Source organism: Paenarthrobacter sp. 22069, from assembly GCF_052046035.1.
Classification (GTDB): Bacteria; Actinomycetota; Actinomycetes; order Actinomycetales; family Micrococcaceae; genus Arthrobacter.
Genome location: NZ_JBQEQF010000032.1, coordinates 26,123 through 37,950, shown reverse-complemented (window position 1 = coordinate 37,950; position 11,828 = coordinate 26,123). Strand labels below are relative to the sequence as shown.

The 11,828-nt window shown below is 61.2% G+C and carries 11 protein-coding genes and 2 pseudogenes; 3 read left to right on the top strand and 10 right to left on the bottom strand.

Translation table 11 applies throughout. The features are described from left to right. Positions 1 to 131: 131 nt before the first annotated feature. Together ACTJK0_RS19625 and ACTJK0_RS19620 are read right to left on the bottom strand one after the other, a co-directional pair. Entirely contained in the window at positions 132 to 509 is a 378-nt protein-coding gene (locus ACTJK0_RS19625; RefSeq protein WP_440746313.1) for a cupin domain-containing protein, read from the bottom strand. Between the two features lie 363 nt (positions 510 to 872). Next, complete coding sequence (locus ACTJK0_RS19620) at positions 873 to 1,517, bottom strand: hypothetical protein (RefSeq protein WP_440746312.1); 645 nt, start codon at positions 1,515 to 1,517, stop codon at positions 873 to 875. A 425-nt stretch (positions 1,518 to 1,942) separates the two neighbouring features. On the opposite strand from ACTJK0_RS19620, the pseudogene ACTJK0_RS19615 reads away from it, so the two are divergent. From ACTJK0_RS19615 to ACTJK0_RS19605, 3 genes and pseudogenes are all read left to right on the top strand, one after another. Continuing rightward, positions 1,943 to 2,124, top strand: a pseudogene (locus ACTJK0_RS19615) (recombinase family protein); the annotation flags it as partial. Positions 2,125 to 2,745: 621 nt separating this feature from the next. Then, positions 2,746 to 3,582 carry a hypothetical protein gene (locus tag ACTJK0_RS19610; RefSeq protein ID WP_440746311.1) on the top strand — a complete coding sequence of 279 codons (837 nt, stop codon included), beginning with the start codon at positions 2,746 to 2,748 and terminating at the stop codon, positions 3,580 to 3,582. Between the two features lie 186 nt (positions 3,583 to 3,768). Further along, positions 3,769 to 4,476 (top strand): annotated as a pseudogene (locus ACTJK0_RS19605) (TetR/AcrR family transcriptional regulator C-terminal domain-containing protein). Between the two features lie 146 nt (positions 4,477 to 4,622). On the opposite strand, the gene ACTJK0_RS19600 reads toward ACTJK0_RS19605, so the two are convergent. The 8 genes from ACTJK0_RS19600 to ACTJK0_RS19565 all read right to left on the bottom strand — a co-directional run bounded on the left by ACTJK0_RS19600 (position 4,623) and on the right by ACTJK0_RS19565 (position 11,806). Then, positions 4,623 to 5,093: a MarR family winged helix-turn-helix transcriptional regulator gene (locus tag ACTJK0_RS19600; RefSeq protein ID WP_440746310.1), complete on the bottom strand. Its 471-nt coding sequence runs from the start codon at positions 5,091 to 5,093 to the stop codon at positions 4,623 to 4,625. Between the two features lie 310 nt (positions 5,094 to 5,403). Further along, complete coding sequence (locus ACTJK0_RS19595; RefSeq protein WP_110543387.1) at positions 5,404 to 5,604, bottom strand: hypothetical protein; 201 nt, start codon at positions 5,602 to 5,604, stop codon at positions 5,404 to 5,406. 105 nt (positions 5,605 to 5,709) lie between these two features. Then, positions 5,710 to 5,991: a hypothetical protein gene (locus ACTJK0_RS19590; protein ID WP_110543386.1), complete on the bottom strand. Its 282-nt coding sequence runs from the start codon at positions 5,989 to 5,991 to the stop codon at positions 5,710 to 5,712. A 102-nt stretch (positions 5,992 to 6,093) separates the two neighbouring features. Continuing rightward, positions 6,094 to 6,717, bottom strand: coding sequence for a TetR/AcrR family transcriptional regulator (locus tag ACTJK0_RS19585; RefSeq protein ID WP_440746309.1), 624 nt, complete (start codon positions 6,715 to 6,717; stop codon positions 6,094 to 6,096). 1,833 nt (positions 6,718 to 8,550) lie between these two features. Further along, positions 8,551 to 9,372 (bottom strand): fumarylacetoacetate hydrolase family protein, encoded by an 822-nt coding sequence (locus ACTJK0_RS19580; RefSeq protein ID WP_440746308.1) that lies wholly within the window; start codon positions 9,370 to 9,372, stop codon positions 8,551 to 8,553. 113 nt (positions 9,373 to 9,485) lie between these two features. Then, complete coding sequence (locus ACTJK0_RS19575; protein WP_440746307.1) at positions 9,486 to 10,403, bottom strand: HpcH/HpaI aldolase/citrate lyase family protein; 918 nt, start codon at positions 10,401 to 10,403, stop codon at positions 9,486 to 9,488. A 16-nt stretch (positions 10,404 to 10,419) separates the two neighbouring features. Continuing rightward, positions 10,420 to 10,674 carry a hypothetical protein gene (locus tag ACTJK0_RS19570; protein ID WP_440746306.1) on the bottom strand — a complete coding sequence of 85 codons (255 nt, stop codon included), beginning with the start codon at positions 10,672 to 10,674 and terminating at the stop codon, positions 10,420 to 10,422. A gap of 52 nt (positions 10,675 to 10,726) precedes the next feature. Beyond that, positions 10,727 to 11,806, bottom strand: a complete 1,080-nt coding sequence (locus ACTJK0_RS19565) for a tartrate dehydrogenase (protein ID WP_440746305.1) — start codon at positions 11,804 to 11,806, stop codon at positions 10,727 to 10,729. Between the last annotated feature and the right edge of the window lie 22 nt (positions 11,807 to 11,828).

The window sequence follows — 11,828 nt, the reverse complement described above, 5'->3', positions numbered from 1 at the left end:
TTTTCGGCCTTCGGCTGCTCAAAGGCGTTGTTCGTTGGCTGGATCACAGACAGGGTGTCGCACGCCTACCGTTGATTGTGCAGCTATCTTGCCCGGACAGAGATTCAGCAAGCCGTGACGCGATGGACTAGTTACAGCGGGTGCTTACCGGCAGTGGGAGGAGGCGACGCATCGGCCCTGGCCATCCGTGCCCCCTTCGCCGATCCCAAGTTGGAGTAGTCGGCCGGCCGGGGCTCGCCCCAGATAACCATCACCTTCAGCGGCCCCTCGCCGGTGTTGCGCAGATCGTGCCGCGTTCCCACCCTGGCCAGGACGGCGTCACCGACTCCTACCGAATATGTTTCGTCTTCGACGGTCATTTCACCCGTGCCCTCCGTGACAACATAGATCTCCTCCAGGGGGCGGCCAGGTTCCGCATGTGAATGCATACCCTCGAAGCCTCCTGCAGGCAGCTCCCAGGTCTGCACTGCCACAGGCAGCTCGGACTGACCGTAAAAAAGCCACTGCATCTGCAGTGGTGAGCCCTCATGAAGGCTGTAACGAAAGGCGTATGTTCCGGCTCTTTCAAGCATTTTTTCTCTTTCTCCGTCTAAGAGATCTTCCGTCGGACTGCCATGGTCCGCTTCCGGATCGTCGGCCTTCCGTTTCGAGCTCCATTGTTCCCCTTTTTTGTGGCACTCCCCAGGATTCCTGAGGCACGTATAAGCCTCCACCATATGCCGTCTGCACAGCTAGACAGCCGACCAGCAGCCGGAGAACGACGAGTGATGCTTTGATCTTCTTGCGAAAGTTAGACTCGAAACGATCAGCGCTCCTCGCCATTTAGAAGGCTGCGCATCAGGGGGTCCCAGCTCAACCGGGAGGGTTAACAGTCAGTTGGACAGGGACTCGGCGCTTCGCCTGAACCAGATTGTCAAAAGCGCAGTGGCAACATACAGGACCAGACCCCAAGCGATGAACCCGACCGCTGCCAGGGGGCTGGCCGACATGTAACCGGCCGCGCTTGTGATGCCCAAGACTGCATAACCGAGCAGCAGACGGCGGATGTTGCGCTCCAACCTGTCCGCTCCGAACTGCGAAGCGAAGGCCGCCATGGCCAGGCCCAGGAACAGCCCCCAGCCGAGAATTTCCAAGGCAAACATCACGGAGCCGGGGTCATAGGGCATAAACCGGTCCAAGCCCTCTGTCCGGTTGCTGATCACACTTTGCTGGACCACTGTGAGCTGCACGAAGCGGTTGATGCTGACCATAGCAACAAAGAGCACTGTGAAGGCGACCCCGACTGCGCCGAGCACCTTGACCGGCGTAGGCGAGCACTCTTTTAGGCAAACCGCCAGGACCAGTAGCAGCGGGGCGAGGATCAAGGTAGTTGCACCGCCAAACAACTGCAAAGGCGCGGACGGAGGCAGAGATAACCCGCCAGTCATCGCCACCACTGCCATGACACAGAAGTAAACACCGCCCACCGCGGTGATCAGCAGGGACGACCAGAAACCGAGCTTCCGGGATAGCTGCATTTGTCCTCCTATCCAGACCCACGCTACGTACGTTCCACACTGGTCTCCAGCGTGGCCAGGACCATCCTCGCAATTCACCAACTGCACATGCTGTTCGAAGGACGCCACAGCAGACGGCGTTGCACTCACAACCTGAACTCACCCGCCTCGAAACGCTTGGGAAACGAGGTGTCTCATCGAGCGGATAGACGTCTGACCTGCGCGGTCGCTGATTTTCTATGGAATTCTGGATGCGCGAGGGCAAGGGTGATTCTCGGAACTATGTCTCATAACCTCTTGGCAAAATCGAGTACCTATCCTTAGTTATGAGACAGGTGAGCGGGCGTCGGACGGAGGCGATTAGGGCGAGGCGCGGAATCAAACACGGTTCTTAGTTCGGCTGTCTCGCGTCTCGAAAAAACAACTTTTCGAGTCAGAATGGCCTGGTGAGACAACTGGGTTACACGCGCGTCATACTTCCAGCCAGGATGCCCAGCTGCAACTGAACGCGCTGGTTACCGCCGGTGTGCAGAAGCGTGACGTCTTCGCTGACGTGACATTGGGAAGCAAGAATGCGACAGAACGGCCGGGTATGAATAGGGTCTTCGAGTGCGCCGTGGAGGGCGAGTGGCCGGCGCTATGCTGTCGGCCAAGGTGAAGGTGGACTTATCATGCACGCAGTAGTGGTCTCCGAATCGCTTTGGGGAAACACGCAACAACTCGCGCGCGCGATCGCAGCCGGAATCGGCGAAGGCACCGACGTGGTCGACGCAGCCTCAGCACCGGGCGCACTGGACTCCAACCTAGATCTCTTGGTGGTAGGTGGTCGAACCCACGCATTCTCCATGTCAACCGGGGCGACACGCGAGTCAGCGAAGCAATAGGCTGCAGAGCACATCCCAGCAGGCGGCATCTGGGAGTGGATCGAAGCACACGCCTCGCCTGGTCGCCCAGTTCCTGTACTGACGTTCGATACGCGAGTCGTTAGCCCTCGGTTGCCCGGGTCTGCCGCGAAGAAGGGGATGAAACGCCTTGCACGCTTGGATTCCGACCCATCGTGAAGCCCGAGACCTTCGGCGTGCACGGTTATGCATGCCCGGTCACCGACGGTGAGCTCGAACGCGCCAACGTTGGGGACGGAGCTCGCGGGCCGCGCGTCCCGTAGCTGAGCTCACGCGCCGAGGCGTGCCATCGGGCCGCCTATGGCACGCACAGATGCGAAGCTGAGCGTGTCCGCTAGTCTTTCGATATGGATACCGACCAGTACCGCTCAGAGGCGGCGGTTGAACGACGCGGAACGTCGCTTTTCATGGCGTCCTTCGGTATTGCCCTGCTCGTCACTCTGGCTAGCCTGCTCGGGCTGCTTGCTTCTTGGCCGTATCAGAAGGAAACCGAGAACTGGCTCCTGCAGGCCCGAGGGCAAGACCTCGGCAATCTTCTGGCGGTTGTCGTTCTCGTCTGGAGTGCGACCAGGATACGCACAGGCTCAATGGGAGCGACGCAACTCTGGGTCGGTACCTTGTTCTATCTGCTGTATGCCTACATCGTGTATGCCTTTGCCGTGCACTTCGGTCGCCTGTTTCTTGTGTACGTCGCTATTCTCGGCTCTGTGTTCTACACCTTGATCGCTGGGCTCTCTACTAGGGTGCGCCCGGCGGCATACCCTCACGGCGCCGCACGGGCATTCGCTGCGTGGGTCCTGATCGGCGCCGGCGCACTCTTTGCCCTGCTGTGGCTGAGCGAATTAGCTCCAGCAACCATTTCAGGGCAGCCACCGCCCAGCCTGGAAGTAGCCGGGCTTATCGTGAACCCGGTCCATGTCATTGACTTGTCTCTGGTCCTGCCGGGCATGATCATCATCGGAGTGCTCGCGCTGCGCGGGAACCAGACGGGGTTGTTCTTGACAGCGCCCGCGTTAGTTTTTTCCGTGCTGATGGGATTGAGCATCATCGCCGCCATGGCGTTGATCGTCATGAGCGGGGATACGAGCGCATTTGTTCCCATGGCGATGGTTTGTCTTGTTGTCGGCGCCAGCCTCGCAGCCGCCATCGCCTATTGGCGTCAGATCCCAGTTCATAGGTCGTAACCGAGGTCGTAACGTGAGGAGGCTAACAGCCTCCTCACGCTACGACCAGACGAGGCACGGAGATTCATCGGAGGGACCAGACCGAGAACGACGATGCGCGCAGTCCTCACCGCGCATTCAATCGGGGAACCGGTGGGACTGGTATAGCGGCTCCGGCGAGACTGGTCTCCACACGACGGTTTCGCTATGGCCTCTCCCAACCCCACCCCGACCTCTGCAGTCCCCCCGAAAGTGCGTCGGAGCAGGGAAATTGTCCTCTCCATCTCTCTTGAACTGGTGGACGCTGAAGGCCTGGATGCCTTGACGATGCGACGGCTGGGCCAGGAACCCGGGCGGGACCCGATGAGCCTCTACCGCTACGCCGCCAACCGCACCGCCCTGCAGGATGGTGTCGCTGAAACAGTCCTCAATGAATTGGCGATCTTTGCCGATGACCCGGACTGGCAGGCACAGCTGTGCAAATCGCCCACGACCTGCGGCTCCTGGCCCTGCGGCATCCCAACGTCGTCCCGCTGCTGGTCACCCGGCCACTGTCGACACCGTTGGGTCTGCGCCCACTGGGCACCATCCGGCCCCTCGAACAGATCCTGGCACTGCTCATAGACGCCGGTTTTACCCCCGCCGACGCCCTCCACGTCTACCGGACGTCTACGGATTCCTCTACGGGCACATTCTGAACGAACTGCAGGAATACGTTGTGGACCCGGACGAAAACGAAGCCATCCTCCGCCTCGGACTCCACCGGCTGCCGGCAAAAGACTTCCACACCTGCGCGCCCTGGGACCCGTCCTCGCTGAGTATGACGGCGACCTTGAGCTGGACCAGGGACTGAGCATCCTGCTGACCGGCCTCGCCGCACAACTTTCCGGCTCCAGTCCAAGGCCGCTGACCTAAACACACCGCTATGGTTCCGACGAACAAAGCATGTTTCCAGAGCTCACAGGATTGGGCGTCCGTTGGCGCGGCGGGCTGGGAGGGCCGGGGCGCACCGTCGCAGAGCTCCGAACCCGAGTGCTACAGGAGACGGCCTTTGTCTTCCACTAGCGATATGTCCTAGGAGGCGTGTAGTTGCCGGTTGCCGGGTTTTGCCTGGCGTTGGAGGCGAGCAGGTGAACGATCGCTTGCAGTTCCTTGCGGAGATTGCCGCCATCCGCTGCCGAATGAGTCAATACTGTGCGGTCCACTTCACGGGCCTCGCTGATCACCCGGGCGCCGAGGTCGGTAATGGAGACGACCTGGCTTCTGCGGTCGGAAGGGCTGGGCTGTCGGCGGATGTAGGCCCATGCCTCCAGGCGCGTCAAGGTCTTGCCCATTGTCTGGTTCTGGACACGGACCCTTTGGGCAATTTTCGCCTGGCTCATGGGCTCCTCGGCTCTGGATAGTACATCGAGGGCTATCACTCCGGCGTGGGTGAGCCCGGCATGGGCCAGTTTCTCGTTCCATGAATGTTCGACGAGCCTGGCCGCGGTTGATAGGAGGCGGCCGGTAGGCCAGGAATTCATGTCGGGCATGAGCGGAGCATAGACCTTCGGCCTGCGCAGGGCCTGGACGTGGTGTTCAGGGTGAAGTGGAAGCCTGGGGTGCGGAGCCTGCGAAGGCACCATTCCCTAATCGGTTTGGAGATGCGGGGGAGCAGAAGCGACTCTCAGGAAGTCGTCTAGCCGAGTGCGGCGATTCAAAGGCAATGCCATAGGTCGTGTCGCTGCAGCAGCTCGGCGGAGGGCCCCCCTTTGCGGCTAGGCGCCCGCTCTTCGACAGCCATGAAGGCCACCGTGAGGGACCGAAGTATTAAAGCGGTCCTTCGGGGCCACGAGCAGCGGATTAGTCCTCGCGCTGCTCGAACTCCGCATCAAGCTCGTAGTGGCGGAACTCGGTCTCCGGGTGAGACTCACCATCGGTCACGATTTCGTGGTCGATTTGGCGTTGGACCTGGCTGTCGAGAACCTGCAGTTTCTCGTCTTTGAGTGTTTCCAGATCCTCGGGAAACGGGTCGGCAGGGGTGATGCGCAGATTGCTTGACATTGGTGTCCCTTTCACTAGCGGCACTCCATTCCATCGGACACCCGCAACGAGAGTATTTTAGTCGAGCCCGTCAGGTTCACGCGCCTGAGTTGGCAGAAGCCTTAGTCAGACCAAGCTTGGTTGGCTGGCGAGGATGTAGTCCAGAGCGGCAGGACCGGTCATTCGAAGTCCCGGCCGTATGCACCGGTCGTCGTTCGCGCCTCGTTCGCGGATGCCCAGCTGCGACATCGCCGCCCAAAACGATTCGCAGGGGCCGGGCATTTGTGATTGCAGTGCGCACCAGCTCAGGTACACACCGTAGAACTGGTCTTCCGAGAGTATGTGGTCATCGACCGCATCGGCGGCAATGCATTCGTGAACGAAACGGGCGTAGTCCGGGGTTTCCATTTCTAATGGCTCCTGTTCCTTCAACGGAATTGTGGATAAAGGGGCTGCAGCATCTTGGAACCGCCATGAGAACGGAGAACAATGTCCGCGGGTAACGAAGCGTCAGGGGGCCATCGGGACCTCACCTCCGTGGTCGCGGATAAGGGAAGCAGCCATGCGTTTGGCAAAGACCGCTGACTCCCTGTCTCCCTCGACCGCCGCAATAATCGAACCCTTTGTCAGGATGTGGCAAGAGCGGGCGAAAATGTCGGGTTGTTCAAGGCCGGCCTCCACGGCCAGGGCCCGCATGAACACCCGGACCTGCGCCAAATACTCGATGGATGCAATTCCCAGTAGATGGGCGGGACCCATTTCCAGCATGGTGCTGACGAAGGCGCAGGCCTGGAAGTCATCCTGGCGGAACCACCCATCCAGGACATCAAAAATAGCCATTATCCGGCCAGCGGGGTTCTCAGTTCGCCTTCCGGTGTCGGCGATGATCGCCTCAACCGTCAGGTCCTGGTGGCAGCGCTCCAGGTAGGCAAGGACCAGTTCATCCTTTGACGTGAAGTGCGCATAGAACGTCGCTTTGGCGACCGCGGCCCTTGAGATCAACTCATTGATGCCGACATCGCGGATGCCCCGGTGTAGGAACAGCTCGTAAGCGGCATCCAGGATGCGTTCCCTGGCACCACCAGAGGCCACCCGCGGGGGAGCAGAGGGGGCACCATCGACGGCGGTCGGCAAGTCATATGTATGGACCATCACAAGCAGACACTACACGAAAACCAGACAGACAAGTCAGTACGCCCGAAGCTGAAGCCGGGCCCCGGCTCCCATGATCAAGCCGGTGCCGATCGCACCCGCCGATGGCGGTCATCTGGATCCGGCGGGGCTTGGGGTCTTGTGGTAGCCCTGTTCCTCGCTGGAAAAGTCGCGGACGGCACTGGCGACGTCGCCGGTGAGTTCCCGCTCATTTTCCATTCGGGGCCAGCGCGATGATGAGGCTAGCTGCCGGGCCGTGCAAGGAAAAGCGACAGCTTAGTCTCGAGGCCAAGTCTTCCCTTTTCCGGCGTCTACGTCCGGTTTGAGCGTACCCAAGAAACATCAAGGTCCTAATTCACTGGGATTCGGGTTCTGGGGAATGTGATGGGCACTAGATAGGGAGTAGAGGTGTCACAACTCCTGCCGGTCTCACGACGGAGTATAAAATTTTCCGGCGGCCTGTCCAAGCTCTTTACCACGCTTTCCAGCTCCACCGGATGGGGACGCGCAAGCGTGCAACTGCAGAGCAGGGCCAGTTGGCTGCCCATAAGTCCGGCGCCAAGGACCCCTGCTGATCGTATTGGCTCTGCTTCGTTGGCTGCTGCGTGGGCTCGTCGGGTTTGGCCTCACTTTGAGATAGCCGAAAGGCATATCCTGGGTCGCTGCCGGCCGGCCACAGAGTTCGGACCTATTTCAGGGGCGAGGGGTGTTTGATCCCCATCGGCTCGGCGGTGCCCGCGGTGACTGGGGCCGGTTCCCCTGAGTATGGGGACGGGTGGGTGGATGCCCTGGTAGCTGTGCCGCCTGCCCATTCGGTAGGCAGCCATTTCTGCAGTGTTTGGTAAGGACTCGAGTGCAGTTCGATGCTTCCACTGCGTTTATGGAGATGTGATCCGACGCCGCCACGGAAGGTCTTGGCGCTATAGGAGACGACCTCCCGAAGCGGGACTCACAAGGGGTAGGGTGTGCCCTCGCCGGCACATCAGTAGTTCCGGTGTTCTTCGAGGCAACGGGCGAGATCCGTTTCTTCGACAGGTCATTACTGGAGGACGTTGTGGCACCATCCACATAGCTCTCCGGATACCGGACCGGCCATGCCGGGCTGGCGTGTGGGACACATTTCAGGGGCAAATGGGCGCGTGGACAATGTCCACACTTTCACCGTCGAAGTGGGTCGCACACCGGTTGGACTGCTTAGGATTCCACATGTTTTCCGGAGTTCCCGCTCTTTTCCAGGGTTTGAATGTAGTTCGAGTCCCACCTCGGGCACGACGTATTCCCTCGTCAGGGGCGATCTTGCTTTGACGTGTTGACAAAGCTTGCGGTCGCGTCGTCTGACGGGTTGGGTCGCGGGCTGTGGCCTGGCCCCCCGTGGGGCCTGTTCAGGTGTGTGGGGTGGCGGGTTCAAGTCCCTGGCTGGTGGGCCTTCCGGCTGCTGAAGTGGGTTATATGGTTCCTCGTTCGGGTTCTGTCTGGTTGGGCGTGGTTGTCCAACACTCATTCATGGCTCAGGGGAGTGGGGACGACATGACTTCGGCGATCTCGCTAAAGAACGCCCCTGGGGGGCGGTCTTAGGGCGTGCGTGCGAGAATCGTGCCCCGAGGTTTGTCCTGCCAAATAGGGTGTTGACAGTGTCCTCACCTATGTCTGCTTTGTAAGTGTGGCCTTATGGTGCCGGGCCGACGAATATCTAGGTAACGCGGGGCACCTAACGTCCGTGCGTCAGCTCTGCCCCGGCATCTTCCTCAGAAAGAACTATCGACACCGACTAAACATAGAACGCCGCACTTATCGGCAAATTCCACAGGGTATGCGTCAGGTGGCTTCCGCCCTGACGGTGTTGGTGATGCTGCCGACCCCTTCCACTGTCACGGTAACGGAGTCGCCGTCTTTGAGGAACAGTTGGGGGTCTCGGCGGTATCCGACTCCGGCTGGTGTGCCGGTGAGGATGACGTCCCCGGGCTCCAGGGTGGTGAATTCGGAGATGGTGGCGATGAGTGTGGGGATGCTGAAGATCAAGTGGGTGAGATCCGATTTTTGGACGACTTCCCCGTTCAGGGTGGTGCTGATGCCGGCCTTGCTGATGTCGGTTTCTGCCGGCGCGACGATGTGCGGGCCGAGCGGGGTGGTGTTGTCCCAGATCTTGCCCTGCAGCCATTGGTGGGACTTGTTCTGGAAGTCGCGCATGGTGACGTCATTGGAGACGCAGTAACCAAGGATGTGCTCCATTGCGTTGTGTTCAGCGATGCGGCGGCCTGTCTTGCCGATGATGACGGCGAGTTCGCCCTCGAAGTCGACCTGGGTGGATTTTGGGGGAAGGATGATGTCGTCGGCCGGTCCTATGAGGGTGGACGTGTACTTGGGGAAAAGGACGGGAAAGGTGGCCGTGCTGGTGTCATCGGCATGGTCTTTGTAGTTCAGGCCCACGCAGAGGATCTTGCAAGCCCTCGGTGACGCCGCGCGCAGGGTGACTTCGGATAGGGGAACCCGGGATTCGGTCAGACGGGCGGCACTGGCAAGGAGATCGGCGGAGGTTTCCGGTCCGATGTCGGTGAGCCCGGCTAGCGGGATGAGGTAATCGCCGTGAACTTCGCCGAGGTAGTTGTGACCCTTATACCGGTAGTTTGCGTAAGCCATTCGTTCTCTCTTGATGGTTGTGTTTGCTGATGAGGCTGCTGGGGTCGGACGTGCGAAGGGCATGGTTGTTCGCCTTGGCCGCCTCATGCAGGCGTCCGAGTCGGGAGCGGGCGTTAGTGTGCCGGGTGCACCCCAAAGGCGACGGCGAGTTTCATGATCTTCTCGGCGCGGCCCAGGCGGGGCAGGTCGGAGCCGTCACGGATGACACGGCCGTTGGCTTCGAAATCGTTCATGAAGTCCGTGGCCCAGGCGACGTCGGACGGGGTGGGGCTGATGACCTCGTTGATCACCGGAGTCTGGTCAATGGCCAGGCAGAGCTTACCGGTCATGCCCATCATCACGGTGATGCCGGTCTGCTCGCGCAGGATGGGGTGGTTGGTGCCGACGGTGGGGCCGTCGATGGGGCCCGGCAGGTTGCCCACCCGGCTGGCGACGACCAGCTTGGCGCGGGGGTAGGCCATGGCTTCCTGCGTGGCGGCCATGCCGGTGTCGCGGCGGAAGTCGCCGGAACCGAAGGCCAGGCGGAACGCGCCCTGGGCCTTGGCGATGTGGTTGGCTTCCTCGATGCCGATGGCGGATTCCACCAGGGGGATGACGGGGGTCTTGCCATCCATGCGGTGGAAGCTCTCGGTCACCTGGTCCGCCGATTCGGTCTTGGCGAGCATGACGCCCAGCAGGCCCGGGGTGCCGCGGAGCCCCGCGAGGTCGTCGGCCCAGAAGGGGCTGGTGGCGTCGTTGATCCGGACCCAGGCCTTGCCGCCGGCGGTCAGCCAGTCGATCACGTTGTTCCGGGCCTGGTCCTTCTGCGACGGGTCTACGGCATCTTCGATATCCAGGATGATCGAGTCGGCGCGGGACACGGCCGACTGGTCGAAGAGCTCCGGCTTCATGGCATTGACCAGCAGCCAGGAACGGGCGATCTCTGCGGGGATATTGCGTTCAAGGACGAAGCCCGGGAGCACATTCCTTAGGACCGGGGTGGAGTAGGAGGTGTCGTCGGTGCTTTGGGGCATGTAAGTGGGCTGGGTCATGGGTCTCCGTGCTAGGTCAGTTCTGTGATGGTGCTGTCGATGTCGTCCGGTAGCAGATCCCGTCTTCGGCTTCTTCCGGGTGGGCCCACACCTCGATCCCGTGCGCGGCTTCGTACGTGGTGCGTGGTTGGGTGGCGTCGCCTGCGATCCAGAGCGCTGTGGAGTCTGCCATGGCGTCATCCACGATTCCGGTGCGGATGAGTTGGCCGTGCTGGCGGATCTGAACGGTCGCTCCTATGAGCCGTCGCCAGTGGAGGTGCTGCCGGAGCATGATCCGCTCTCCGACGGCGGGTGGGCGCCCGTTGCTGGGCCGGACGAGGGGGTCATGATGTCGTCAGGGCCGATGCCACGGCTTCGCCCAGTTCCTTTGTGGTGGCATTGCCGCCCATGTCCGGTGTGAGTGCCTGATGTCCATCGGCGAGCACGGTTTCCATGGCGGTGGTGATGGCGGCTGCGGCCTCGGGTTCCCCCAGGTGGTCCAGCATCATGGCGGCGCACCAGATCTGGCCGATGGGGTTGGCGATGCCCTTGCCGGCAATGTTCGGCGCGGAGCCGTGGACGGGCTCGAAGAGGCTGGGGAACCGGCGTTCGGGGTTGATGTTGCCGCTGGGGGCGATGCCGATGGTCCCGGTGCACGCCGGGCCCAGGTCGGAAAGGATGTCGCCGAAGAGGTTGCTGGCGACGACGACGTCGAACCAGTCCGGGTGCATGACGAAGTTCGCGGCCAGGATGTCGATGTGGTACTTGTCGACCTTCAGATCGACGAAGCCCTTCGCCATGGCTTCCACGCGTTCGTCCCAGTAGGGCATGGTGATGGAGATGCCGTTGCTCTTCGTGGCGGAGGTCAGGTGCTTCTTCGGCCGGCTCTGGGCGAGGTCGAAGGCGTACCTGAGGATGCGGTCCACGCCGGTGCGGGTCATGACGGTTTCCTGGACCACTGTTTCGCGGTCGGTTCCTTCGAAGATTTTCCCGCCGATGCTGGAGTATTCACCTTCGGTGTTTTCGCGCACGACGTAGAAGTCGACGTCGCCCGGGACCCGACCGGTGAGGGGGCTGGGCACCCCGGGAAGGAGCTTGACCGGGCGCAGGCTGACGTATTGGTCGAAATGGCGTCGGAACTGCAGGAGGCTTCCCCACAGCGATACGTGGTCGGGGACCACGTCGGGCCAGCCGACGGCGCCGAAGAAGATGGAGTCGAACTGGTTTAGTTCCTCGAACCACCCGTCGGGCAGCATTTTCCCGTGCCGGGTGTAGTAGTCAGCCGAGGCGTAATCGAAGTGCTCGTATTTGAGGTTGAGGTCGAAGGCTGAGGCTGCAGCGTCCAGGACGCGCAGTCCTTCGGGTACGACTTCGGTGCCGATTCCGTCGCCGGGAATGACTGCGATGCGGTGGGGTTTCGACATCAGGGAACCTTCTTCTTCTTTG